At 60.0% G+C, this 23,687-nt stretch carries 32 protein-coding genes, 1 tRNA gene and 2 pseudogenes; 23 read left to right on the plus strand and 12 right to left on the minus strand.

What is annotated here, in order from left to right; genetic code table 11:
- Positions 1 to 124 precede the first annotated feature (124 nt).
- On the minus strand, positions 125 to 688 hold the full coding sequence (gene ahpC, locus CQ041_RS06665; protein WP_034119642.1) for an alkyl hydroperoxide reductase subunit C: 564 nt from the start codon (positions 686 to 688) through the stop codon (positions 125 to 127).
- Positions 689 to 832: 144 nt separating this feature from the next.
- Positions 833 to 1,765, minus strand: a complete 933-nt coding sequence (locus tag CQ041_RS06670) for a site-specific integrase (protein WP_105521672.1) — start codon at positions 1,763 to 1,765, stop codon at positions 833 to 835.
- A gap of 170 nt (positions 1,766 to 1,935) precedes the next feature.
- Between CQ041_RS06670 and CQ041_RS06675 the strand changes: the two genes are divergently transcribed.
- Entirely contained in the window at positions 1,936 to 2,943 is a 1,008-nt protein-coding gene (locus CQ041_RS06675) for a DNA-binding protein (protein WP_105521673.1), read from the plus strand.
- Here CQ041_RS06675 and gorA read toward each other — a convergent pair whose 3' ends face one another.
- Together gorA and galU are read right to left on the minus strand one after the other, a co-directional pair.
- Positions 2,944 to 4,302: a glutathione-disulfide reductase gene (gene gorA, locus CQ041_RS06680; RefSeq protein ID WP_105521674.1), complete on the minus strand. Its 1,359-nt coding sequence runs from the start codon at positions 4,300 to 4,302 to the stop codon at positions 2,944 to 2,946. It abuts the gene before it with no gap.
- Between the two features lie 105 nt (positions 4,303 to 4,407).
- Positions 4,408 to 5,247, minus strand: a complete 840-nt coding sequence (gene galU, locus CQ041_RS06685) for a UTP--glucose-1-phosphate uridylyltransferase GalU (RefSeq protein ID WP_046068218.1) — start codon at positions 5,245 to 5,247, stop codon at positions 4,408 to 4,410.
- Between the two features lie 309 nt (positions 5,248 to 5,556).
- Here galU and CQ041_RS06690 point away from each other — a divergent pair, with 309 nt between their 5' ends.
- A complete protein-coding gene (locus CQ041_RS06690; protein WP_105521675.1) occupies positions 5,557 to 5,742 on the plus strand; it encodes a hypothetical protein in 186 nt (61 codons plus the stop codon).
- A 183-nt stretch (positions 5,743 to 5,925) separates the two neighbouring features.
- Positions 5,926 to 6,207 carry a hypothetical protein gene (locus CQ041_RS06695; RefSeq protein ID WP_105521676.1) on the plus strand — a complete coding sequence of 94 codons (282 nt, stop codon included), beginning with the start codon at positions 5,926 to 5,928 and terminating at the stop codon, positions 6,205 to 6,207.
- 8 nt (positions 6,208 to 6,215) lie between these two features.
- Here CQ041_RS06695 and CQ041_RS06700 read toward each other — a convergent pair whose 3' ends face one another.
- Together CQ041_RS06700 and CQ041_RS06705 are read right to left on the minus strand one after the other, a co-directional pair.
- Positions 6,216 to 6,446, minus strand: a complete 231-nt coding sequence (locus CQ041_RS06700; RefSeq protein WP_105521677.1) for a hypothetical protein — start codon at positions 6,444 to 6,446, stop codon at positions 6,216 to 6,218.
- A 21-nt stretch (positions 6,447 to 6,467) separates the two neighbouring features.
- Positions 6,468 to 6,818: a hypothetical protein gene (locus CQ041_RS06705; protein ID WP_105521678.1), complete on the minus strand. Its 351-nt coding sequence runs from the start codon at positions 6,816 to 6,818 to the stop codon at positions 6,468 to 6,470.
- A gap of 213 nt (positions 6,819 to 7,031) precedes the next feature.
- On the opposite strand from CQ041_RS06705, the gene CQ041_RS06710 reads away from it, so the two are divergent.
- The 9 genes from CQ041_RS06710 to CQ041_RS06745 all read left to right on the plus strand — a co-directional run bounded on the left by CQ041_RS06710 (position 7,032) and on the right by CQ041_RS06745 (position 14,256).
- Positions 7,032 to 7,334 carry a DUF1883 domain-containing protein gene (locus tag CQ041_RS06710; protein ID WP_003191319.1) on the plus strand — a complete coding sequence of 101 codons (303 nt, stop codon included), beginning with the start codon at positions 7,032 to 7,034 and terminating at the stop codon, positions 7,332 to 7,334.
- Between the two features lie 25 nt (positions 7,335 to 7,359).
- Entirely contained in the window at positions 7,360 to 7,527 is a 168-nt protein-coding gene (locus CQ041_RS26365; RefSeq protein WP_163001886.1) for a hypothetical protein, read from the plus strand.
- 3 nt (positions 7,528 to 7,530) lie between these two features.
- The gene (alkB, locus tag CQ041_RS06715; RefSeq protein ID WP_105521679.1) at positions 7,531 to 8,196 is read left to right on the plus strand and encodes a DNA oxidative demethylase AlkB; all 666 of its coding nucleotides are present in this window, start codon (positions 7,531 to 7,533) and stop codon (positions 8,194 to 8,196) included.
- A 76-nt stretch (positions 8,197 to 8,272) separates the two neighbouring features.
- Positions 8,273 to 9,319 carry a bifunctional DNA-binding transcriptional regulator/O6-methylguanine-DNA methyltransferase Ada gene (gene ada, locus CQ041_RS06720; RefSeq protein ID WP_105521680.1) on the plus strand — a complete coding sequence of 349 codons (1,047 nt, stop codon included), beginning with the start codon at positions 8,273 to 8,275 and terminating at the stop codon, positions 9,317 to 9,319.
- A gap of 109 nt (positions 9,320 to 9,428) precedes the next feature.
- Entirely contained in the window at positions 9,429 to 10,493 is a 1,065-nt protein-coding gene (locus tag CQ041_RS06725) for a nitronate monooxygenase family protein (protein WP_105521681.1), read from the plus strand.
- Positions 10,494 to 10,606: 113 nt separating this feature from the next.
- The gene (gene modA, locus CQ041_RS06730) at positions 10,607 to 11,359 is read left to right on the plus strand and encodes a molybdate ABC transporter substrate-binding protein (RefSeq protein WP_105521682.1); all 753 of its coding nucleotides are present in this window, start codon (positions 10,607 to 10,609) and stop codon (positions 11,357 to 11,359) included.
- On the plus strand, positions 11,360 to 12,040 hold the full coding sequence (modB, locus tag CQ041_RS06735; protein ID WP_105521683.1) for a molybdate ABC transporter permease subunit: 681 nt from the start codon (positions 11,360 to 11,362) through the stop codon (positions 12,038 to 12,040).
- A 5-nt stretch (positions 12,041 to 12,045) separates the two neighbouring features.
- On the plus strand, positions 12,046 to 13,125 hold the full coding sequence (modC, locus tag CQ041_RS06740; protein WP_105521684.1) for a molybdenum ABC transporter ATP-binding protein: 1,080 nt from the start codon (positions 12,046 to 12,048) through the stop codon (positions 13,123 to 13,125).
- 78 nt (positions 13,126 to 13,203) lie between these two features.
- Positions 13,204 to 14,256 carry a DNA topoisomerase IB gene (locus tag CQ041_RS06745; protein WP_105521685.1) on the plus strand — a complete coding sequence of 351 codons (1,053 nt, stop codon included), beginning with the start codon at positions 13,204 to 13,206 and terminating at the stop codon, positions 14,254 to 14,256.
- Between the two features lie 220 nt (positions 14,257 to 14,476).
- Here CQ041_RS06745 and CQ041_RS06750 read toward each other — a convergent pair whose 3' ends face one another.
- Positions 14,477 to 14,830: a hypothetical protein gene (locus CQ041_RS06750; RefSeq protein ID WP_105521686.1), complete on the minus strand. Its 354-nt coding sequence runs from the start codon at positions 14,828 to 14,830 to the stop codon at positions 14,477 to 14,479.
- 144 nt (positions 14,831 to 14,974) lie between these two features.
- Between CQ041_RS06750 and CQ041_RS06755 the strand changes: the two genes are divergently transcribed.
- Entirely contained in the window at positions 14,975 to 15,190 is a 216-nt protein-coding gene (locus CQ041_RS06755) for a hypothetical protein (RefSeq protein WP_105521687.1), read from the plus strand.
- Positions 15,191 to 15,308: 118 nt separating this feature from the next.
- Here the strand turns inward: CQ041_RS06755 and CQ041_RS06760 are convergent, their stop codons facing one another.
- From CQ041_RS06760 to CQ041_RS06770, 3 genes are all read right to left on the minus strand, one after another.
- The gene (locus CQ041_RS06760) at positions 15,309 to 15,620 is read right to left on the minus strand and encodes an AzlD domain-containing protein (protein ID WP_105521873.1); all 312 of its coding nucleotides are present in this window, start codon (positions 15,618 to 15,620) and stop codon (positions 15,309 to 15,311) included.
- On the minus strand, positions 15,617 to 16,315 hold the full coding sequence (locus CQ041_RS06765; RefSeq protein WP_105521688.1) for an AzlC family ABC transporter permease: 699 nt from the start codon (positions 16,313 to 16,315) through the stop codon (positions 15,617 to 15,619). The genes CQ041_RS06760 and CQ041_RS06765 overlap by 4 nt, the downstream gene beginning before the upstream one ends.
- A gap of 70 nt (positions 16,316 to 16,385) precedes the next feature.
- Positions 16,386 to 16,601: a hypothetical protein gene (locus CQ041_RS06770; protein WP_025856028.1), complete on the minus strand. Its 216-nt coding sequence runs from the start codon at positions 16,599 to 16,601 to the stop codon at positions 16,386 to 16,388.
- Between the two features lie 177 nt (positions 16,602 to 16,778).
- Here CQ041_RS06770 and CQ041_RS06775 point away from each other — a divergent pair, with 177 nt between their 5' ends.
- From CQ041_RS06775 to CQ041_RS06790, 4 genes are read left to right on the plus strand one after another with little or no spacing between them, the layout of a single operon-like run.
- The gene (locus CQ041_RS06775) at positions 16,779 to 17,132 is read left to right on the plus strand and encodes a metalloregulator ArsR/SmtB family transcription factor (protein WP_105521689.1); all 354 of its coding nucleotides are present in this window, start codon (positions 16,779 to 16,781) and stop codon (positions 17,130 to 17,132) included.
- Positions 17,133 to 17,151: 19 nt separating this feature from the next.
- The gene (locus tag CQ041_RS06780) at positions 17,152 to 18,435 is read left to right on the plus strand and encodes an arsenic transporter (protein WP_105521690.1); all 1,284 of its coding nucleotides are present in this window, start codon (positions 17,152 to 17,154) and stop codon (positions 18,433 to 18,435) included.
- Between the two features lie 2 nt (positions 18,436 to 18,437).
- Positions 18,438 to 18,908, plus strand: coding sequence for an arsenate reductase ArsC (locus CQ041_RS06785; RefSeq protein WP_105521691.1), 471 nt, complete (start codon positions 18,438 to 18,440; stop codon positions 18,906 to 18,908).
- A gap of 48 nt (positions 18,909 to 18,956) precedes the next feature.
- Complete coding sequence (locus CQ041_RS06790) at positions 18,957 to 19,568, plus strand: LysE family transporter (RefSeq protein ID WP_105521692.1); 612 nt, start codon at positions 18,957 to 18,959, stop codon at positions 19,566 to 19,568.
- Positions 19,569 to 19,610: 42 nt separating this feature from the next.
- Here the strand turns inward: CQ041_RS06790 and CQ041_RS06795 are convergent, their stop codons facing one another.
- A complete protein-coding gene (locus tag CQ041_RS06795) occupies positions 19,611 to 20,306 on the minus strand; it encodes a tellurite resistance TerB family protein (RefSeq protein WP_105521693.1) in 696 nt (231 codons plus the stop codon).
- A gap of 304 nt (positions 20,307 to 20,610) precedes the next feature.
- Here CQ041_RS06795 and CQ041_RS06800 point away from each other — a divergent pair, with 304 nt between their 5' ends.
- From CQ041_RS06800 to CQ041_RS06825, 6 genes and pseudogenes are all read left to right on the plus strand, one after another.
- Positions 20,611 to 20,892 carry a hypothetical protein gene (locus CQ041_RS06800; protein ID WP_105521694.1) on the plus strand — a complete coding sequence of 94 codons (282 nt, stop codon included), beginning with the start codon at positions 20,611 to 20,613 and terminating at the stop codon, positions 20,890 to 20,892.
- A 93-nt stretch (positions 20,893 to 20,985) separates the two neighbouring features.
- Positions 20,986 to 21,081, plus strand: a pseudogene (locus CQ041_RS26745) (2-deoxyribose-5-phosphate aldolase); the annotation flags it as partial.
- A 124-nt stretch (positions 21,082 to 21,205) separates the two neighbouring features.
- Positions 21,206 to 21,292, plus strand: a tRNA-Leu gene (locus tag CQ041_RS06810).
- Positions 21,293 to 21,432: 140 nt separating this feature from the next.
- Positions 21,433 to 21,575, plus strand: a pseudogene (locus CQ041_RS26155) (transposase); the annotation flags it as partial.
- A gap of 90 nt (positions 21,576 to 21,665) precedes the next feature.
- On the plus strand, positions 21,666 to 22,280 hold the full coding sequence (locus tag CQ041_RS06815) for a LysE family translocator (RefSeq protein ID WP_105521695.1): 615 nt from the start codon (positions 21,666 to 21,668) through the stop codon (positions 22,278 to 22,280).
- 441 nt (positions 22,281 to 22,721) lie between these two features.
- Positions 22,722 to 23,153: a hypothetical protein gene (locus CQ041_RS06825; protein WP_105521696.1), complete on the plus strand. Its 432-nt coding sequence runs from the start codon at positions 22,722 to 22,724 to the stop codon at positions 23,151 to 23,153.
- Between the two features lie 89 nt (positions 23,154 to 23,242).
- Here CQ041_RS06825 and CQ041_RS06830 read toward each other — a convergent pair whose 3' ends face one another.
- Positions 23,243 to 23,488, minus strand: coding sequence for a hypothetical protein (locus CQ041_RS06830; RefSeq protein ID WP_105521697.1), 246 nt, complete (start codon positions 23,486 to 23,488; stop codon positions 23,243 to 23,245).
- Positions 23,489 to 23,687 lie beyond the last annotated feature (199 nt).

The raw sequence follows: 23,687 nt of genomic DNA on the forward strand, positions 1-23,687 counted from the left end.
CGATTTCCTTTGAATTCGGTTTATTGCAGACAAAAAAACGCCCGAGCGAACCTCGCCCGGGCGTTTTTGAGGGCGGTTGCAGCTTACTTAAGGTGCGGATACCCGCCCTGGAGACTTCACAGACTTAGATCTTGCCGACCAGGTCCAGGGACGGAGCCAGGGTGGCCTCGCCTTCTTTCCACTTGGCCGGGCACACTTCGCCTGGGTGGGCAGCGACATACTGGGCAGCCTTGATTTTGCGCAGCAGCTCGGAAGCGTCACGGCCAACACCGCCGTCGTTCAGTTCAACGATCTTGATCTGACCTTCTGGGTTGATCACGAAAGTACCGCGGTCAGCCAGGCCAGCTTCTTCGATCAGCACGTCGAAGTTGCGGGAGATGGTCAGCGTCGGGTCGCCGATCATGGTGTACTGGATCTTGCCGATGGCTGGCGACGTGTTGTGCCAGGCAGCGTGGGCGAAGTGGGTGTCGGTGGAAACGCTGTAGATTTCGACGCCCAGTTTCTGGAATTCGGCGTAGTTGTCAGCCAAGTCTTCCAGCTCGGTTGGGCAAACGAAGGTGAAGTCGGCTGGGTAGAAGAACACGACAGACCACTTGCCTTTCAGGTCAGCGTCAGACACATCTACGAAGCTGCCGTTTTTGAATGCGGTGGCTTTGAACGGTTTTACTTGGCTGTTGATGATAGGCATCGATGACTCTCCGTCAGGTTTGTAGAAAGGCTTAGTAAGTTGATGAAGTGAATCCTACCCACTCTCTTGGTCGATGGCTCATTGGCAAACCTGATGCTCGCGATTGGTTTTCCCTATCAGACAGCAGTATTAATAGAAGAAATCTTAAAGCAGCGGCTGGGTGGCCAACGTCATGCCGAGAAACGGTGTCGCTTCAACATAGCGCATGGCTGATTTCATGTCGCTCCAGCCGACGTAACTCATCAGCGACTTCAAATCCCAGCCACTGCGATGGGCCCACGTGGCAAAACCCCGACGCAGGGAGTGACTGGTGTATTGCTCGGCGGGGATGCCGGCGCGTTCCAGGGCCTGTCGCAACAATGGAATCACACTGTTGGGATGCAGGCCCTGCTCCCCCAGGTTGCCCCAGCGGTCAATCCCGCGAAACACCGGGCCGCGCACCAGCGCTGAAGCGCTGAGCCATTCGTGGTAGGCCTGCACCGGACATAAACGCAACAGTGCGGGCGTCTGGTACGTTTTGCCGAGGTTGTCGCGGTCGCTTTTGCTGCGCGGCAAGTACAGGCTGATGCCGGCACCCGGCGTGGCCTGGACGTGCTCGATCTGCAGGCGGCACAGTTCATCGCTGCGAAAGCCACGCCAGAACCCCAGCAGGATCAGCGCCGTGTCGCGCTTGGCGCGCAACAGGCGCGGTGAATCCTGGTCTCGCGCCGCTTCGACGGCTTCGGTTTCAAGCGCTGCCACTACGTGTTCCAGATGCTGGAGCTGCAACGGCTCGGCCTGCTTCTCTTGCGCGGGGTGCACGGCCCGGATCCCCTTGAGCACTTTACGCACCACCGGCGCCTTGGTCGGGTCAGGGAAACCCTGGCTGGTATGCCACTGTGCCAAGGCCGAGAGCCGCAGCTTCAAGGTGTTGACGGCCAGCACGCCCGCATGGGCCACCAGATAACGGGCCACGCTGTCGCTGGTGGCGGGCAGGAAACCTCCCCAGCTCACTTCGAAGTGTTCGATGGCCGCACGGTAACTGCGACGGGTGTTGTCGCGGGTCGCGGCGTTGAGATAACGGTCCAGATCGCTCATGAGCGCCCCATTCGTACTGCTGGCGGGTGTAACGGCGGTTAAAACAGCTATGACACGGGATAATACGCCAATATCCCGCCTGTTGAATCCTGAATATTCTGTAGAGTTCAACCATGATATAGTATGTAAATACATACCACGTACCACAGTACTAAATCGACGGAGACCCCATGGCTCGCGGCGGCATCAATAAAGCAGTAGTTCAAACGGCACGCCTGGCGATCCTCGCTCGCGGCGAAAATCCCAGCATCGACGCAGTACGCATCGAAATGGGCAATACCGGCTCGAAGACCACGATTCACCGCTATTTGAAGGAGTTGGACGACAGTGAGAGCCGCGCCACCATCACTGAGGCGCCTCTCGATGATGAGCTGGGCGAGCTGGTTTCCAGGTTGGCACAGCGCCTGAAAGAGAAAGCCCAGGAGCCGATCGACCTGGCGCAGGCGCAGTTCGAGCAGCAAAAAGCCGCCCTGCTCACCCAGGTTCAGGCTCTGGAAGAAGCCCATGGGCAACTCAAGCAGCAGTTCGATATCCAGTCCGCCGCGCTGGCTGAAGAAAGCGCAGCCCTGCAAACCGCCAGCACCAGCCTGCAGACCGAGCAAACCCGTAATGCCGGGCTCAGCCAGGCGTGCAGTGATTACGAGCTGCGCATCAACGACAAGGACGAACAAATTCGGTCGCTGGAGGAAAAGCATCTGCATGCGCGGGATGCGCTTGAGCATTACCGCAATGCAATCAAGGAGCAGCGCGAGCAGGAGCAGCGTCGCCACGAAGGGCAACTGCAACAGGTACAGGCGGAGTTGCGTCAGGCACAGCAGAGCGCAATGGTGCGCCAGGATGAAATCACCCAGTTGCACCGCGACAATGAGCGGCTGTTGATTGAACATCGGGTCACAGCGAAGGAACTGGCCGCCCTGCAGGAGCAGTCCCGTAAAGAGCAAGCTCAACAAACCAGCCTGGCTGAGCAGGTGAAACAGATCGACAGCGAACGCACCTTGGCTCAGGAGCGCTTGCGCGTCGCTGTGCTGGAAAGTCAGTCATGCCAAGCGGCGCTGGTCGAACATCAGCGGACAAACAAGGCACTGGAACTGGACCTGATCAAGGCTCAGGCCAGCATCGAGGCGTTGCGCCTGGCCTCCGTCGTTGCGACGGCGCCAGAGGCAACACCCCAAGACTGATCAGTCGGCTACTGGCGTGCGCATGGTGACGAACTCTTCCGCCGCCGTAGGGTGCACGCCGATGGTTTCATCGAAATGCCGTTTGGTCGCGCCCGCTTTAAGCGCGATCGCCAGGCCCTGGACGATTTCACCGGCATCCGGGCCGACCATGTGGCAGCCCAGCACCTTGTCGGTGTCGGCATCGACCACCAGCTTCATCAAGGTTTTTTCCTGGCACTCGGTCAAAGTCAGCTTCATCGGGCGGAAGCGGCTTTCGAACAGCTGCACCTTGTGGCCCTTCTCTCTCGCTTCTTCTTCCGTGAGGCCCACGGTGCCGATGTTCGGCAGGCTGAATACCGCCGTCGGAATCATCGCGTAATCCACTGGACGGTATTGCTCGGGCTTGAACAAGCGACGCGCCACGGCCATGCCTTCGGCCAGCGCGACAGGCGTCAGCTGGACGCGACCGATTACATCACCGATGGCCAGGATCGAAGGTTCGGCAGTCTGGTACTGGTCATCGACCTCGACGAAACCGCGCTTGTCGAGCTTCACGCCCGTATTTTCCAGGCCCAGGTTGTCCAGCATCGGCCGGCGACCCGTGGCGTAGAACACGCAGTCGGCCTCCAGCACGCGACCGTCTTTCAGGGTGGCCTTGAGGCTGCCATCGGCCTGTTTGTCGATGCGCTCGATATCGGCATTGAATTGCAGGTCGAGGCCGCGCTTGGTCAGCTCTTCCTTCAGGTGGGTACGTACCGACCCATCGAAACCGCGCAGGAACAGATCACCGCGATACAGCAGCGACGTCTGCGCGCCCAAGCCATGGAAAATCCCCGCAAACTCGACCGCAATGTAACCGCCGCCGACCACCAGCACGCGCTTGGGCAGGTCCTTGAGGAAGAACGCCTCGTTGGAGCCAATCGCGTGCTCGCGCCCAGGAATCTCGGGAATCTGTGGCCAGCCGCCCGTTGCAATCATGATGTGCTTGGCCGTGAAGCGTTCGCCGTTGATCTCGACCTCATGGGGCCCGGTCAGTCGCGCATGCCCTTCGTGCAAGGTCACGCCACTGTTCACCAGCAGGTTGCGGTAGATACCGTTGAGACGATTGATCTCGCGGTCCTTGTTGGCAATCAGGGTTGGCCAGTCGAAGTTGGCTTCGCCGAGCGACCAGCCAAATCCGCTGGCTTGCTCGAAGTCTTCGGCAAAGTGCGCGCCGTAGACCAGCAGCTTTTTCGGCACGCAGCCAACATTCACACACGTGCCGCCCAGGTAGCGGCTTTCCGCTACGGCCACCTTGGCACCAAAACCCGCGGCAAAGCGTGCCGCGCGAACACCGCCAGAACCGGCGCCAATTACATACAGGTCAAAATCGTAGGCCATTTCACTCTCCTCGGCAGGCAATCAGCATACCGACTTAGATGGGGCTGAAAAACGAAAAAGCCACCCGAAGGTGGCTTTCTCTCAAAACAGGGGACTTACCGTGACTCAGTAAGCCTTGCCGGTCTTGTAGAAGTGCTCGAAGCAGAAGTTGGTCGCTTCGATGTAACCTTCAGCGCCGCCGCAGTCAAAGCGCTGGCCCTTGAATTTGTAGGCGATTACGCAGCCATCTTTGGCCTGCTTCATCAAGGCGTCGGTGATCTGGATCTCGCCGCCTTTGCCTGGCTCGGTTTCTTCGATCAGCTTGAAGATATCCGGGGTCAGGATGTAACGACCGATGATCGCCAGGTTCGAAGGCGCGTCTTCTGGCGCAGGCTTTTCAACCATGTCGCGGACGCGAATCAGGCCATCACCAATGTCGTCACCAGCGATGACGCCGTACTTGTTGGTCTGGGAAGGGTCCACTTCCATCACGGCAACGATGGTACAACGGTATTTCTGATACAGCTTGACCATTTGGGTCAGCACGCCGTCGCCATCCAGGTTGACGCACAGGTCATCCGCCAGCACCACGGCAAACGGTTCGTCACCGATCAGCGGGCGACCGGTCAGGATCGCGTGGCCAAGGCCTTTCATCTGGGTTTGACGGGTATACGAGAACGAGCACTCGTCCAGCAGCTTGCGGATACCCACAAGGTATTTTTCCTTGTCGGTGCCCTTGATCTGGTTTTCCAGCTCGTAACTGATGTCGAAATGGTCTTCCAGCGCGCGCTTGCCACGGCCGGTCACGATGGAGATTTCGTTGAGGCCCGCATCCAGGGCTTCTTCGACGCCGTACTGAATCAGTGGCTTGTTCACCACCGGCAGCATCTCTTTAGGCATGGCTTTAGTCGCTGGCAGGAAGCGAGTGCCGTAACCGGCTGCTGGGAACAAGCATTTCTTGATCATATAAGTCCTTACAAAGGGCTGTGCGTACGGAATTCGGCGCAGTCTAATCAGGCCGCAGTCACCTTACAATGGGTCCTGCTGGCGTTGCGATAGCAACATAGAGAAAAAATGTCGGCGTAAGTTCCACTTATCTTACAAACACCGCTATCGACGAACTCACCGTTTGGGTCAAATCCCATTGTTTACAGGGTGTGTAACCTTTATAGCCGGTTTATCAGCCTCGGGCGTTCTCGCGGAATAACTTGCCCGGCAACCCGGCATTTGGCGCTATCATGAACGTCTTGATCCACACCCAGAGATTTTCAGTAGATGTCAGAACCAAAAGGCGTGAACGGCTACCTGATCACCAAGCGAGCGGACGGCTGGCACTTGATCAACTTCCATGGCGACAGCGTTGCTGGGGTTTTCCCGACCGAAAGCCAGGCGATTGCGGTTGCAGAAGTGTTTGTGGACGAAGCAGGTCACGCGTCTAGCAAGCGGCCAAAGGGCAAATAAGCCCTGGGTCACAGCGCAAAGAGCCCCGCAGGACGGGGCTTTTTTGTGCCTGCAGGCGTCTGCGCGCGCACGATAGCGATCTGGCTGTAGACATCGCCCGCAACTCGACACCTACAAACAGATGGCAATGCGCTATATTCCGCGTCAGCACCCTTCTCAACTCCCTTCGATGACGACAACACCATGAACAAGATTCTGGCACTGACTGCGCTACTGGCACTGGCCGGCTGCACCACCACTTCTGACATTGTCCTCAAGAACGGCGAACAAGGCCTGACCATCGATTGCTCGGGCGAAGCCAACGACTGGGCGAGTTGCTACGAAAAAGCCGATGCGTCCTGCGCGGGCACCGGCTACAACATCGTGGGTACCGAGGGCACGCCGGCGCTCAAGGAAAGTGACAAGACCCTGGGCCAGGACGTGGGTAATTACAAAAGCCGCAGCGTAGTGGTGGTCTGCAAGTAGCTGAATGGCTACAGGTGGATCTCGGCGAACTTGATCCCCAGCCCGCGCAGGGTTTCGGTCAAGTCATCCAGGCTGGCGAAGGATTCAACTTCATCCTGGTCGTCAACCAGGAAAAAACTGCGCCCGCCGCTCTTCTTGAAAAAGACAATCCACTCGCCAAGGTCGGCGGGGTTCTGGATGACATGGGTCGCCGAGATTTGCCCCTCGGCGTGCCGGGCAATGACATGTTCACGCTTCATGGCTGCTTGTCCGCAACGGCATCAGCCGGAAATGCATTCTTCCCCGGCCTTCTTCACGTCGGCTGGGCGGATCGGCACATTGGACATGCTCTCGTAGAGCTTGATACTGCTGCCGCTGGAGCGCTCTTCAATTTCGAAAATCGCTGAAGGGTCGGCGGAAAATTTCTGCGGCACAATCACACGCACCCCTTCCTTATGGGGCTCGATCTGCGGCGGGCGGCGCGTACTGGAGAGTTTTTGCACCACGCACGCGGCGTATTCCTGCGGTTTCTTCCCGGAAATCACCGACAACGTTGGCGGGGTCTGCTTGATATCGGCAACCGAAGCACACCCACCCAGCGCCAAGGCCAGAACCAACACACGCCACTTCATACAAAAACCTCCGATAAAGACCCTACGACAGCGAGAGTGGTAAATTTCTCCCGCCCAAGTAGGATTAATCCCTGATAACTCGGGAAAAAACTGTTTTAAATTGTGGAAACCGTCGATGACGGCCCGGTAAAAATCGCGCTGGGGCTGATAAACTCTATCTTAACCTACGTATCGTTCTGATTTTTCAGAAAAAGCCCTTCTGGAGACACCCTCATGAAATTCATCCACCAGCGCGAGCACCTTAACGAGGGGGACATTGTCGTCATCGAATGCTCGCAGACATGCAATATTCGCCTGATGAGCGACGCCAATTTCCGCAGCTTCAAGAACGGCGGCCGTCACACTTATCACGGCGGCGCGTTCGACAAGTTCCCTGCCAAGATCACTGCACCGAGCACCGGGTTCTGGAACATCACCCTGGACGTGGTCACCCGCCGCGCCATCAGCGTGACCCGCAAGCCTGCGCTGTCCCACAAGATTCGTATCGTGCGCCGCACCAGTTCCAAACTGAGCTGATTCGCACCCCTCACAGGAAATCACCGTGACCGCCACCACCAAATACGTCATCAAGTACAAGCTCAACGGCGAGCGCCGCTTCGAGTTCGCACAACTGACCAGCAACAGTGTGGAAGAAGCCAAACAAGCGCTGGCTAAAATCCATGATGCCAGCGACGAAATCACTGACATCAACGTGAGCAAGGCGCTCTAAACCATGTCTGGCCCCACCGCCGACCTGTTCGGCGATGACGCCCTGCAACAACCCGCAGGGCGTGAGCAAATTGGCGAACAGTCCTACGTGTTAAGGGGCTACGCCCTACCCTGGATCGAGCGGCTGTTACCCGAATTGCGTCGAGTCCTGGCGCAATCGCCTTTTCGCCATCAAGTCACCCCCAGCGGGCTCAGCATGTCGGCGGCACTCAGCAGTTGCGGCGCCCTCGGCTGGACTTCCGCCCCCACCGGTTACCGTTACGAACCGCTCGACCCGCGCACTCAACAACCCTGGCCCGACATGCCCGAGGCATTGCGCCAATTGGCCATACTCGCCGCCGAAGAAGCCGGTTTTATCGACTTCGCCCCTGACGCCTGCCTGATCAACCGCTACGTGCCCGGCGCAAAAATGTCGTTGCATCAGGACAAGAATGAGCGCCGCTACACCGCTCCGGTGGTCTCCGTATCCCTGGGGTTACCGGCGATTTTCCTGTTCGGCGGCCATCAACGCAGTGACAAAACCCGGAAAATTTCGCTGTTCCATGGCGATGTAGCGGTCTGGGGCGGCGTGGATCGCCTGCGTTTTCATGGGGTCATGCCGATCAAGGACGGCGTGCACGGGATCATGGGCCCGCAACGGATCAACCTGACCTTCCGCACTGCCGGCTGATTTGACCGCAAGGTTCGGAGTGCCTGCGTGGGTCAGCACCGCTATGCTGGGCGGGACCTGAAACGAGTGCCGCCGCATGATCATCGAACAAGACCCCCGCTGGGCCGCGATCCTGGCCCGGGACCCGACAGCTGATGGGCTGTTCGTCTATGGCGTGAAGACCACGGGCGTGTACTGCCGCCCAAGCAGCGCCTCGCGCTTGCCGCGCCCGGAAAATATCGAGTTCTTCGACACCCCGGCCCAAGCCGAAGCGGCAGGCTACCGGGTCAGCAAACGCGCTAGCGGGGACCAGACGCAAAAGGCTGCGCACCATGCGCAGGTGGTGTCCAGCGCGTGTCGACAGATCGAACACGCCGAGATTTCGCCCAGCCTCAACACCCTCGCCGACCAGGCAGGAATGAGCCCCTTCCATTTTCACCGCGTGTTCAAGGCCGTCACCGGCCTGACGCCCAAGGGTTACGCCAGCGCACACCGCGCGCGCAAGGTGCGCGAAGGTCTCAAGGACGCGCATTCGGTGACCGATGCACTGTATGGCGCAGGCTTCAACTCCAGTAGCCGCTTTTACGAATCGGCCAGCCAGGTACTCGGCATGGCACCCCGTGACTACAAGGCAGGCGGCAGCCATAACAGGATACTGTTCGCGGTCGGCCAATGCTCGCTGGGCGCCATCCTCGTGGCGCAAAGCGCTCGCGGGGTATGCGCGATTCTGCTGGGTGATGAGCCGGAGCCGTTGGTGCGCGACCTGCAGGACCAGTTCCCGCGTGCCGAGCTGGTGGGCGCCGATGGCCATTTCGAACAACTGGTTGCGCAGGTGGTAGGGTTTATCGAGGCGCCGGCCCTGGGCCTGGGCCTGCCGCTGGATGTGCGCGGCACCGCGTTTCAGCAGCGCGTATGGCAAGCCTTGCGCGATATTCCGGCGGGCAGTACGGCCAGCTATGCAGAGATTGCCGAGCGGATCGGCGCGCCCAAGTCGTTCCGCGCGGTGGCCCAGGCCTGTGGCGCCAACCGCTTGGCCGTTGCGATCCCTTGCCACCGCGTGGTGCGCAGCAATGGGGAGCTGTCGGGTTACCGCTGGGGCGTCGAACGCAAGCAGCAGTTGCTGGAGCGAGAAAGCCAGGGCTGAGGGTGAGTCACGAAATAGCCGCGTCGTCCAGTGAATAAAACAGACTGGCCGAGCCCCCAAGGCCCTGCTAAAACAGCGAAAAGCCTGACTAACGCTGGAGACGCACCCCATGAGCACTTGGCCGGACACCCGCCTTATCGACTTGCTGGGCATTCAACACCCCATCATCCAGGCGCCCATGGCGGGAGCGACCACGCCGGCCATGGTGATCGCCGCCAATCGCGCCGGAGCACTGGGTTCATTGCCCGCGGCGACGGTGAGCATTGAGCAGCTGCGCGAAGCCTTGACCACTGTTCGCGCAGCCAGCACCCAGCCGATCAACGTCAACTTCTTCTGCCACCAGCCACCTGCGCCCGACGCTGCACGCGACCAGCGCTGGAAAGCCCTGCTGGAACCCTACTACCGCGAACTGGGTGCGGATTTTGACGCCCCGACCCCAGTGTCCGACCGCGCACCGTTCAATGACGCCGCCTGCCGGGTCGTGGAAGAGTTCCGCCCGGAGGTGGTGAGTTTTCACTTCGGCCTGCCGGAACACTCTCTGCTCGACCGCGTGAAGGCGACCGGTGCCAAGGTGCTGTCGTCTGCCACTACGGTGGAGGAAGCCCTGTGGCTGCAGCAGCGTGGGTGCGATGCAATCATCGCCATGGGCAGTGAAGCGGGTGGGCATCGCGGGATGTTTTTGAGCGACGACCTTAATACCCAGATCGGCCTGTTCGCCCTGCTGCCGCAAATCGTCGATGCGGTCAGTGTGCCGGTCATCGCCGCCGGCGGGATCGGTGATGCGCGGGGCATAGTTGCCGCACTTGCCCTGGGCGCCTCGGCGGTGCAGGTCGGCACCGCCTACCTGTTTACCCCAGAAGCCAGCATCAGTGCCTCCCATCACTCTGCGTTGCGGCACGCCCAGGCCAGCGAAACCGCATTGACCAACCTGTTTACGGGTCGCCCGGCGCGGGGCATCGTCAACCGGGTGATGCGTGAATTGGGCGCGATCAATCCCGCAGCACCCGCGTTTCCAAGGTCCGGCGGCGCGCTGATGCCACTCAAGGCTCGGGATGAAGCCGGTTTCAGCAACTTGTGGTCAGGCCAGGGCTTACGCCTGTGCACAGACGCGTCGACTTATGACTTGACCCGACAACTGGCCGAGCAGGCATTGGCCAAGCTCAAGCAAAACTGACACTGGGGGCAACGTTGCACTGTACCGGCGATGGCTAACCGCTATATATTCTCGTAGATAGCGGTGCAGCCCACTGCCCGCAACACGCCGGACAGCCCCCAAGGAGCAGCTTCATGCAGATTCACGCCTCACGCCTGGCCATGCTGGTCGCCGCCCTCGCCTTCGGTTCGGCCCATGCCGATGAAGTCCAGGTCGCCGTGGCCGCCAACTTCACTGCGCCGATCCAGGCGATCGCCGCCGATTTCGAAAAAGACACCGGTCACACACTGGTCGCTTCCTACGGCGCCACCGGCCAGTTCTATACCCAGATCAAGAACGGTGCGCCCTTCCAAGTGTTCCTGAGCGCCGACGACACCACCCCGCAAAAACTCGAAACCGAAGGCGAGAGCGTCAAGGGCTCGCGCTTTACCTACGCCGTGGGCACGCTGGCACTGTGGTCGGCCAAGGAAGGTTATGTGGACGCCAAGGGTGAGGTCTTGAAGAAGAACGCCTTCAAGCACCTGTCCATTGCCAACCCCAAGGCAGCGCCGTATGGCCTGGCCGCCACCCAGGTGTTGGCCCGGGAAGGCTTGACCGAGCAGGTCAAGGACAAGCTCGTCGAAGGACAGAACATCACCCAGGCCTATCAGTTCGTTTCCACCGGCAATGCCGAACTGGGCTTCGTGGCCTTGTCGCAGATCTACAAAGACGGCAAAGTCACCAGCGGCTCGGCGTGGATTGTCCCGGCCTCCATGCATGACCCGATCAAGCAGGACGCGGTGATCCTCAACAAGGGCAAAGACAGCGTCGCAGCCAAGGCACTGGTGGACTACCTCAAGGGGCCCAAAGCCGCTGCAGTGATCAAGTCCTACGGTTACGAGCTCTAAATGCCCCTATCGAGTGCCGACTTTTCCGCAATCTGGTTGACCCTGAAACTGGCGTCACTGACCACGGCAATCCTGCTGGTCATCGGCACTCCGATCGCCCTGTGGCTGTCGCGCACCCGCTCCTGGTGGCGCGGCCCCATTGGCGCAATCGTCGCCTTGCCGTTGGTGCTGCCGCCAACGGTGATCGGCTTCTATCTGCTGTTGGCCATGGGCCCCAATGGCTACTTCGGCCAGTTCACCCAATGGCTGGGCCTCGGCACCCTCACCTTCAGCTTCGCCGGGCTGGTGATTGGCTCGGTGATCTATTCCATGCCCTTCGTGGTGCAGCCGCTGCAGAACGCCTTCTCCGCCATCGGTACACGCCCACTGGAAGTCGCCGCCACGCTGCGCGCCAACCCGTGGGATACGTTTTTCACAGTGATTTTGCCCCTGGCACGCCCGGGGTTTATCACCGCGTCGATACTGGGCTTTGCCCACACGGTCGGGGAATTCGGCGTGGTGCTGATGATCGGCGGCAATATCCCCGACAAGACCCGGGTGGTCTCGGTGCAGATCTACGATCATGTCGAAGCCATGGAATATGCCCAGGCCCACTGGCTGTCAGGTTCGATGGTGGTGTTCGCATTTCTGGTATTGCTGGCGCTCTACTCCAGCCGTAAAACGAACATGGGCTGGGGCTGATACCGATGATTGATGTGCGCTTGCAAATGCAATTTTCAGGCTTTGCGCTGGATGTCGACCTGCACTTGCCCGGTCGCGGCGTGACGGCGTTGTATGGCCACTCCGGTTCCGGCAAGACCACCTGCCTGCGCTGTATTGCCGGCCTGGAACGCGCCGACGAGGGGTTTATCCAGATCAACGATGAGGTCTGGCAGGACAGCCGCAACGGCGTGTTTGTGCCACCGCACAAGCGTGCGCTGGGTTATGTGTTTCAGGAAGCGAGCCTGTTTGCGCATTTGTCGGTACAGGCCAACCTGGAATTTGGTCTCAAACGCATCCCACGCCCTCAACGCCGCGTGGACATGGCCCATGCCACTGCACTGCTCGGCATCGGCCATTTGCTCGACCGCCACCCCCATAGCCTCTCAGGCGGCGAGCGTCAGCGGGTTGGCATCGCTCGCGCCCTGCTCACCAGCCCGCAACTGCTACTGATGGACGAGCCCTTGGCCGCCCTCGACAGCAAACGCAAGGGTGAAATCCTGCCGTACCTGGAACGCCTGCACGATGAGCTGGACATCCCGGTGGTGTATGTCAGCCACGCTCAGGATGAGGTCGCCCGCCTGGCCGATCACTTGGTGGTGCTCAACGATGGCAAGGCGCTGGCCAGCGGTCCCATCGGCGAAACCCTGGCGCGGCTGGATTTGCCCATGGCCTCGGGCGATGACGCCGGCGTGGTGATCAATGGCACCGTCAGCGCCTACGACGAGCACTATCAACTGCTGACCCTGCAATTGCCCGGCAGCCTGCTGCACATGCGCGTAGCCCATGCACCGCTGACGGTGGGCAAGGCGTTGCGGGTCAAGGTGCAGGCGCGGGATGTGAGCCTCAGCCTGCAGGCCGAAGAACACAGCAGCATTCTCAACCGGTTGCCGGTCACGGTCACCGAGACGATCAGCGCAGACAACAATGCCCACGTCCTGGTGCGTCTCGACGCCGGGGGAACCCCGCTGCTGGCGCGCATTACCCGGTTTTCCCGCGACCAGTTGCAGCTGCAACCGGGCCAGACGCTCTGGGCGCAGATCAAGGCGGTTGCGGTGCTGGCGTAGCAAAGCTTTTGGCACGACCGCACACGGTTGCGGTCAATCAGCCATACCGGCCTGATTTGTTGCCCAGGAACCCACGCCATGTCCGACTCTGCGCTACCCCGTGACCTGCACTACGTTGACGACACCCAGCCCGGCATCCGCCGCAAGTTGCTGCGGGGCAAATTCCAGTATTTCGACCCCAAGGGCGAACGCATTCGCGATGCCGACGAAATCCAGCGCCTCAATGCCCTCGCGGTACCGCCTGCGTACACCGATGTGTGGATCTGTGCCGACCCGCGTGGCCATCTGCAAGCCACCGGCCGAGATGCACGCGGGCGCAAGCAGTACCGCTACCACGCGCGCTGGCGCGAAGTACGCGACGATGACAAGTACTCGCGCCTGGAAGCGTTCGGCAAAGCCCTGCCAAAGTTGCGCAAGCAACTGGAAGCGCAAATCGCCGAGCCCGGTTTTACCCGTGAAAAAGTCCTCGCCACGGTGGTGATGCTGCTGGATGCCACACTGATCCGCGTGGGCAACACCCAATATGCGCGGGACAACAAGTCCTACGGACTGACCACCCTGCGCAACCGCCACGTGGACATCAAGGGCAGTGAGATCCAGTTCCAGTTTCGCGGCAAGAGCGGCGTGGAGCACCAGATCAGCGTCAAGGACCGCCGACTGGCGACGGTGGTCAAGCGGTGCATGGAATTGCCGGGACAGAATCTGTTCCAGTACCTGGATGAAGGCGGCGAGCGGCATACGGTCAGTTCCCATGACGTCAATGAGTACCTGCACAGCCTCACGGGTGCCGACTTCACCGCCAAGGATTACCGGACCTGGGCGGGCACGGCGCTGGCGCTCTCGGTGTTGCGGGAATTGGAATGGCAGCCGGAATCCGACGCAAAAAGGCATGTGGTGACGATGGTCAAGGACGTTGCCAAGCAGTTGGGCAACACCCCGGCGGTATGCCGCAAGTGCTACATCCACCCTGCCGTGCTGGAGCACTTCAGCCTGGGGGAACTCTCCAAACTACCCAAACCGAGGATACGCCAGGGGCTCAAGGCCGAAGAAGTGGCCTTGGCGATGTTTCTCGAGCGATTGGCAGCCGACTTGCCGAAAAAAGCCAAGGCGAGTCAGGCTGTGCCTGCCTGAGGTCATGGCCGGCACAATGCGCAGGTGTGAGAGGTCAACGGGCTGGCGCTGCAAACGGGTGACAGGCCGCGCGGCGAGAAAAAGGATGCCCGTCCGACGCTAAAGCCTCGACGTCCGTGTACTGGTAAAGAGCCATCACGCCGAACGAGCGGGAGGAATGATAAGCGAATGCCCGACGCCTGTCCTGCCGGGCGTTTCCTAAAATCACTAAGGCAACGGATTACAGACAAGTCGCCAGTGCCGCCAAGCGGCGTTTGGCCGGCATGTTGTCTTCGGCTGCGTAGTACTTGACTGTCGACCCGGCACCGACAGGGTGTACGTCGACAAAATAGTCGCCCCCGGTGGTGTACACGGTAAAACCGCCGGCTGCGGTAGGCTCCTTGAAGCCGCCGGCATCCACGCCGAACACGCTTTCATCCTGCCAGCCAAACTGGATGCACTCGGCTACCACCAGGGTCGCCTTGTCCGAAGCCAGGCTCTTGTAGGGGCTGCCTGCGCGCGCTTCCTTCATCTTCAAACCTGCGCAACCGGCCAGTGCAGCCAGTACCAGTGCGCCAATAACCACCTTGTGCATGCCATTGCTCCGTTGGAAAAACCGCGACTCTATCATTAGCGGGCGTGCGAGGGACGAACGGTAGCGCCTCAGCGCACATGGCATTATGATGCCACCGTTGAGCTCACTGAGGAGTTCAACCGATATTTTCTACAAGGAAGCGTCATGAAAGATTTCGTCATCAGCGTCAACAACACCGTTCTCTATATTGCCCTGGCCTTTGTCTGGCTGATTGGCCTGGTGTCGATGTTCAGCACCAGTTTCCTGGCGGGCCTGGGGATCCTGGTCGGCGGCACGTTGACGTGGTGCATTATTTCCGGTTTCTGGTTCGTCCAGTCGGCCACTTACGAAGAGCTGCGCAAGCTCAACGCAAAGGCCTGATGGCTGGATAAATTTAGTTTCACGGTGAAGGGAGACCGCGCCCTCTATAGTGGCCAGGCTCATTTTTAGAAGTCTCCCTTCTGCCCGCCCTCCCGCGGGCTTTTTTTTGCCTGGTGGTTCAAAACCACCAGCGAAACAGATAGAACAGCGCCATGCTCAGCAGCACGGTCAACAACACGTTGCGTGTCCAGAACATCAGCCCTACCGCGCCAATACCCGCCAGCAGATAAGGGTTGGCCGGGCTCAGGTTGAGGTTATGGTCGGCCAGGAAAATGATCGGGCCGCAGATCGCCGTCAGCATGCCCGGGACGGCAAACCCCAGAAACTCCCGCGCGCCACGGTTGAGCCTTACAGGCAGGCGCGGTTCGATGAACAAGTAGCGGTTGAAAAAAACCACCAGCCCCATTGCCACAATCATGATCCAGATCAGCATGGCTGCCCCACTCCCAGTCGTTTGCAGGCATACCCTGCGCTCATGCCCAAGACCCCGGACACCACCACCGCCGACTCCCAGTGCAGGAAGCTCAACCACACCGAAAACAGCAGCGACACGGCCACACACACCACGGTCGGTACATCGCGCACCACCGGGGTGATCAGGGCGATGAAGGTCGCAGCAATGGAAAACTCCAGCCCCAGTTGATCGAGCCCCGGAATGCTCTTGCCCAGCACGATGCCGGCCAGGGTAAACAGGTTCCAGGCGATATAGAAGGTCAACCCCACGCCAAGCGCGTACCAGCGATTGAACGTCTGGCGGTCATAATGGCTGACCAGGGCGAAGAATTCGTCGGTGAGCAGAAAACCCAGGCTCATCCGCCAGCGACGCTTGAGGGGTGAAAGGATCGGCCGCAGGTGCATGCCGTAGAGCAAATGCTGCGAGGTCAGCAGCAAGGTGGTCAGCACGATGGATATCAGGCTGGCGCCGCTCTTGACCATGCCAATGGCGACCAACTGCGCCGCACCGGCAAACACGATGGCCGACAAACCCTGGGCCTGCAGGGGCGTGAATTGGGCGTCGATGGCCATGGACCCGGCCAGCAGGCCCCAGGGCGCACACGCCAGGGACAGGGGGATGACGGCGACGGCGCCGCGCGCGAATGCGTAATGAGGTAAGGCAGTGGACATGGAAATGGCTCATCGACAGGCAGTCGGCAAGCATGCCAGCGCAACGGCGCGCTGTCTTGAACGATCTTGCTCAGGCGAGCCGCACCGACACCTGCTCTACCGAATCCCGCGCTTCGCGCAACTCGTGGGCGTCCTGATTGAGGCGGTGGATGGTGTTGAGCAAGCGCTGGCGCAACACTTCGTCGCCGAGTTTTTCAACCGCGCGCATCAAATCGAACGCCGCGGTTTCGTTATTTTCCGCGACGGAATCCAGGGTCTTGCGCAGGTTGCGAGTGGCACGGGTCACGCGGGGTCTTCCTTCATCAGCAATGGGCAGGCACTTTAGGACATTCGTGTTTCATTTTAATTTCAATCACTTGTGGCAGATTTCGATGGATTTGATCCATATCAATCGAAACCGTATTTGACCGATACATATGGAAATACGTATATTCGAATTTCCATATATTAAAAGGCCCTGACCATGTCAGCCCTTTCTCCTCCCGAACTGTTCAAATCCCTCGCCGATGCCACCCGAGCGCGCTTGACCCTGTTGATCCTGCGCGAAGGCGAACTTTGCGTGTGCGAACTGATCCATGCCTTGGATGACAGCCAGCCAAAGATCTCCCGTCACCTGGCGCACCTGCGCAGCAGCGGGCTGCTGTTGGATCGTCGGCAAGGCCAATGGATCTATTACCGCGTCAACCCGGCACTGCCTGAATGGGTGACCGACGTGTTGCACACCACCCTGCACGCCAACCAGCCCTGGGTGCACGCCGATGCGCTGCGCCTGGCGGCGATGGGCGACAGACCACAACGGGCCAGCACTTGCTGCTGAGCCATCGGAGCGTTTATCCATGCTTGTTGCCATTGGCATTTTCATCTTCACCATTGTGCTGGTCATCTGGCAACCCAAGGGCCTCGGCGTCGGCTGGAGCGCGACCATGGGCGCGATTCTCGCGCTGGCCTGCGGGGTGATCAGCCTGGCGGACATTCCCGTGGTGTGGCACATCATCTGGAACGCCACCGGTACCTTCGTCGCGCTGATCATCATCAGCCTGCTGCTCGATGAGGCCGGGTTCTTCGCCTGGGCGGCGCTGCATGTGGCGCGCTGGGGACGGGGGCGTGGCCGGCGCCTGTTTGCCTACATGGTGCTACTGGGCGCATTGGTGTCGGCGCTGTTTGCCAACGATGGCGCGGCGCTGATCCTGACGCCCATCGTCATGTCGATGCTGCTGGCCCTGCGCTTTTCACCCGCGGCAACCCTGGCCTTCGTGGTGGGCGCGGGCTTTATCGCCGACACCGCGAGCTTGCCGCTGGTGGTATCGAACCTGGTGAATATCGTCTCGGCCGACTACTTCAAGATTGGCTTCAATGAATATGCCGCGGTGATGGTGCCCGTGAACCTCGTCAGCGTCGCCGCGACCCTGATGGTGTTGCTGTGGTTTTTCCGCCGTGACATCCCGCAGGCCTACAACCCGGATGACCTGGCCGACCCCGCCAGCGCCATCCACGACCGCGCCACGTTCCGGGCCGGCTGGTGCGTGCTGGGCATTCTGCTGATCGGCTGTTTCGCTCTTGAACCGCTGGGCATTCCCATCAGCGCGATTTCGGCGGTGTGCGCGGTATTGCTGCTGGTGATCGCCGCCAGGGGCCACACGATCTCCACGCGTAAAGTATTGAAAGAAGCACCGTGGCAGATCGTGATTTTCTCGCTGGGCATGTACCTGGTGGTCTACGGTCTGCGCAACGCCGGCCTCACCACCTACCTGGCCACCTGGCTCGACACCTTCGCCCACTACGGCGTGTGGGGCGCGGCGATGGGCACCGGTGTGCTGACAGCGCTGTTGTCATCGGCCATGAACAACCTGCCGACCGTGCTGATTGGCGCGCTGTCGATTGAATCCAGCCATGCCGTGGGCGTGGTCAAGGACGCCATGATCTATGCCAATGTGATCGGCAGTGACCTTGGCCCGAAAATCACCCCGATTGGCAGCCTCGCGACCTTGCTGTGGCTGCATATCCTCGCGCGCAAAGGCATCACCATTACCTGGGGCTACTACTTCAAGGTCGGCATCGTGCTGACCTTGCCGGTGTTGCTGGTCACCCTTGCCGCCCTCGCCTTGCGCCTGAGTATCTGACGATGAAAGTGCTGTTCATGTGTACTGCCAATAGCTGCCGCAGCATCTTGTCTGAAGCGCTGTTCAACCACTTGGCCCCGGAAGGTTTCGAGGCCGTCAGTTCCGGCAGTTTCCCCAAAGGCCAGGTCCTGCCGCGCAGCCTCACGACGTTGCAGGCGGCGGGCATCCGCACCGAAGGCTTGTACAGCAAGGGCAACGATGCCTTTGAAGGAAGCCCGCCGGACCTGGTCATCACCGTGTGCGACAAAGCGGCCGGTGAAGCCTGCCCGGTGTATTTTGGCCCGGCGCTGAAAGCGCATTGGGGATTGGAAGACCCGTCGGACGTGCAAGGTGACGAGATGCGAATCAACGCCGCCTTCAACGCCACACTGGAAGCCATCGAGACCTGCTGCCGGGCGTTTTTCGCCCTACCCTTCGCCGACCTCGGCGCGATTGAATTGAAGGCCGAACTGGACCGTATTGGATTGCTGTAGTTGAGATCCCCAGCGTATGCTCGCGCACTTTCCTGAAAGGACCCGGGCATGCTGACGATCTTTTTTTACGCGCTGGTATTCGGTTTCGTGTTTTGCCTCTCCCCCGGCGCCGTGCTGGCAGAGACGTTGCGCCGAGGCCTGCTGCATGGGTTCACGCCCGCGCTGCTGGTGCAATTCGGTTCCTTGGTGGGTGACGCCGTGTGGGCGGTGATCGGCCTCACCGGCATCGCGTTGTTGATCCAGCATGACACCGTGCGCGTGCCACTGACCATCGTCTGCGCGCTGTACCTGGCCTGGCTGGGTGTCCGCAGCCTCATCGACGCGTGGCACTTGCCCGAACCGGACGATGCACCGGCGAGCACCCGTCAGAACGCGTTGGCGGTGGGCGCAGCGATCTCCCTGGCCAACCCGAAGAACATCGTCTACTGGGGCGCGTTGGGCAGTGCGTTGTCCGGCATCGTCGGCGCGACACCCAGCCATGGGCAAACGCTGATGTTCTTTGCCGGCTTCATGCTGGCGTCCGTGCTGTCGTGCTTTTTGATCGCTGCACTGGTCAACCTGCTGCGCCAGAACGCATCGCCGATGTGGCAGCGCATCAGCTATGGCACGTGCGGTGTGGTGTTGATTTACCTGGCGGTGCTGGCTGCGCAAGGGATCTGAACCGCTGCAGGCGCCGGTTGGTCGACGCCTGCAGAGAGACCTTCACCCAGGGTTCTGCGCTTGCTGCTCCAGGTGCACTTGCAATTGCGGGGCGATCTGCAGCTGCCCTGCCAGGTCGTCGAGGTAATTACGCTCCGCATCCTGCTGATCGTCCACCAGCATCACGCTCGCCAGGTACACTTCGGCCGCCACTGCCGGGTCACTGGCAAATTCGGCGAAATCTGCGGCATCCAGGGGCTTGGCGACTTCGGCGTCGAGCCACTGCTGCAATTGCGGGTCGTCGGTGTGCTGACGCAGCTCGTTGGAAATCATCTGCTGTTCTTGTTCGTCAATGCGCCCATCGGCCTTGGCTGCGGCGATCAGCGCGCGCAATACCGCGTGGCTATGGGCTTCGACTGCGGGGCCGTCGAGTTGGTCAGCCGTCTGGAACGCCGCCTGCGGGGCAGTCGCCTGCTGACGCTGCCACGCCTGATATGCCTGGAACGCCATCATGCCCAGGGACGCCAGCGCCGCATAGTTCATCCCACCCGCGCGCCCTTGGGCCGGGCGTGTCGTCGCGCCCCCCAGCATGCCGCCCAGGCCACCCAACAGATCCCCTAGACCGCCGCCGCCAGCGGCACCGCCACCTCGGCTGCCTTTAAGCAGTCCGCCCAGCACCCCGCCCAGGCCTGCGCCCGAAGAGGCGCCGCCTTGCTGTCCGGCGCGCAAGAGTTGTTCGAGTAGATCGCTGGTGTTCATGGTGTCACCCTCCCAGGGCGCAGTGTTGGCGTTTAACAACCATAGCCCGCGCCTGCCGGAACACCATGACCGCCGGGCGGCCACCGCCGTTGATGGCGCGACAGCACCCTCGGGGAAAAACCCATGTAAACCGGATCGAAAAGGTCGGCGATACCGACCTCCTGGCACTGATCGACTGAGACGCGAACGTCATCACCGGGATGGGGTCGTACTATCAGGTGCCGGGGTTTTTATTGCATCCCGCCCTCCCCGTGCGCATTGCGCTCCACCGATGCGCGCTCCCCCCTATGAAGGAGACGCTTACATGGTCATTCACTTCAAGGTTGCAGGCCATTTGGCCTGTGGTCGCCACGGCACCACCCTGCCCTCCAGCACCGAGCTGAACCGGGTCAAGTGCCGTACCTGCCGCAACACCGACGCGTACAAGGAAGCCCGCCGCACTCAACGCAACGCCGCCCGCCGTGCCAACCGCAAGGCCAAGGTGCATGCCGCCGTGGATTGGCGCAGCGCCTGGACCCACCGCCTGGCCGACATGCCAGGGTTGCAGCGCGTGCCACGCGGTTTCAGCGGTCAGCCGTTTGTGTAGAGGCGTGCCAGTGCTTATATGATGGGCAATTCCAGCGAACGCACGATGCAACTCGCCAGGTCGTAAGCCCTCAGGCCGCTGATGCCGGTGATCGCCCAAGCAATGATCAACGCCGGCGCCACCCGGCTCGGCAGCAGCTCCGGAAGTGCGATCGTCAGCGGCGCGGGTGCGGTGGCGGGCGCTTATTGAGGATGCGCGTAGATCACTGATCTATCGGGATTTTTCCTGCCCAAGGCAACGCAACTAAGCGCCATTCGACCTTGCACCATCGCGATGGGATCTATATATTCCCAACCCTGCAACACGCGCTGCCGCCCGAATGGCGAAACTGGTAGACGCATGGGACTTAAAATCCCCCGCTCGTAAGGGCGTCCCGGTTCGATTCCGGGTTCGGGCACCAATTAAACCCTGTAAACCAGGTACTTAAAGAGATCTCTTCGGAGGTCTTTTTTTGTTTTCGGGCCCTGCAATGCGCCATGGGAACTTCATGGGAATCTCAGGCGTATTTTTACGCTTCCCCTGCAATTTCCCTACAGCGCTCCACGCTCAACCCTGGCTCAAAGGGTGGGTGTGACTGGGTTCAGTTGCAGCCGCTGGTCGATGCGCTGCGCGACGTGTTGTTCGAGCCTCAGGTTATTCATGCCGATGCAACCGTTTCAATCACGCAAGGATTGATGCCCGGACGCATACGTAAAAATCCCCTAATCTGAAGGTGCTGTGTAAAATTCTTGCTTTGGTGACGATCACCGCCTTCCTACATCGCGAGAGATCATATGATTGACGGTTCCGCTGTTTTGACAGTGTTTTTGGTCTATCTGGCTGGTGTCGTTATTCCTGGGCCGAATTTCGTTGCAGTCGTCCATAAAGCGGTGGCTGCTACCCGGTCTGAAGCGCTAGCCCTGGTGGCGGGAATCGTGGTGGTCAACCTGTTCTGGTCAACCTGTGCGATTGCAGGCCTAGGGATTGTATTCGCTGCGCTCCCTTGGGCTGCGCTTGTTGTAAAGGTGCTGGGGGCAGCCTACCTGATGTGGTTCGGGCTCCGATTGCTGATCAACGCCGGAAGGAACGCTATCGGCCCGCTGAATGATGCCATCGCCGGTAGTTGCCGACAGTCATTTACTCAAGGGGTGATTACCAACATCGGTAACCCCAAGTCCATGGCCTTCTATGCGGCTGTTTTTTCAGCCGCAGCTCCCGCCCACGTTTCGCCGGGCACGTTTTTGTCGATGCTGGCAGTTGTAGTGGTGGTTTCAATGGCTTGGTATGGAATGGTCGCAATCGCTCTTTCGCAGCCTAAGATTGCTTTCGCTTATCAAGGAAGGAAAAAAGCCATTGACCGGCTATGCGGTGGGTTGATTTTGTCGTTGGGGGTCCGCCAGCTGGTTTAGCAATCGGTTGAATACAGTGTTGAAGGGCACATACTCGCCCTTACGAATAACGTTCAGCGTTCATAACCAAAGATTCGAAGCGTTCCATGCGCCGACACAGAAGCTCTTTTTACCACCGATAGGACACGGCGCTGGGCCGACATTAAGTCAGTCGCAGATCGCAAGCTGGCCGTACTGGATGACGCGAGAGAGCGTCGAGACTTGCGCTCACCACCCACAAACCGTCTTCACTCCCTGGAGGGTGACAGAGAGGGCAAGCAGGCCAGCATCACCAAAAGCGGCGTTCGTCCTGCGCTGGGCGCAAGCAAATTCGGCATATATTGTTACAACCATTCCCGCGCAAGCACCGCCCGTAGAGAACTTCAAACGGTTACTTCAGTCCCTATGGTAGGCGTGCTTTAAACCGTAAGCGCCTGCTGACGACCCACAGAGGTTCACACCATGAAAATGACACTGCCCGCCCTATTGTTGGGTGTCCTTATTTCGCAAGGAACAATGGCTGCCGGAGATGGCACTGCCGCTCTTGGAGGCGGGGTTGGTGGCGCACTTGGCAATATCGTCGGTCAACAGCTCGGCGGCTCAACGGGCGCAGCGGTAGGCGCAGGCGTCGGTGGGGCTGCCGGCAGTGCTGTCGGCGCTCAGAGAGGCAACAGAGCGGAAGCTGCATTAGGCGGCGGTATCGGCTCGGCTGGCGGCTCACTGATCGGTAATCGCCTCGGCGGCACGACGGGCTCCACTATCGGTGCTGGTCTCGGCGGCGCTGCGGGTGGCGCGCTGGGCAACAACCTGGCGGATGATGAAGGCAATCATCGATCGGACGGCAAGAAGCACAAAGGCAACGGCAAACATAAACACAAGAACAAGCATCGTTAGTGTGTGAAGCTATTACATCGAAACCCGGCCTGACGCCGGGTTTCTTGTATCTGATCCGCCGCCGCAGGGCTGTCCACGATGGATGGACGCTAGGACGGCGCCTTCTCTCCCCTGAACACCATGCCGTATGCGCAGAAACCGACACCGATTTCGACGATTGCCATTACCCCAAACATTGCGCCGAACACGAAGGACGACGCCACGAACGCGAGCCCCACAAGGAAAATCAGTGCCTCAAAGAGCGTCTCAGCTCTCCTTGGCCAAAATGGCGCTTTAGCCTCGATAAACCCCGCGACAAAACCGATCACTATCCCCACAACTATCTTCGCAAACATTATCGATCCTTGATTGGCTCCATGCCGGTCTCCGGTAATACCTCAATCAATACCAAATTGCCACCATCCGACGATGCCTGCTCTCAGAAAGATGGCGTTAAATCTCAACATCTCGCTTGTTAATTCAAACGGTAACCCATTCAATACGCGGCAACTGGGTAGCTTGATCATCCAGAGCGAAGGCGCTCACCGAAAGCGT

The organism is Pseudomonas sp. MYb60, assembly GCF_002979555.1.
Classification (GTDB): Bacteria; Pseudomonadota; Gammaproteobacteria; order Pseudomonadales; family Pseudomonadaceae; genus Aquipseudomonas.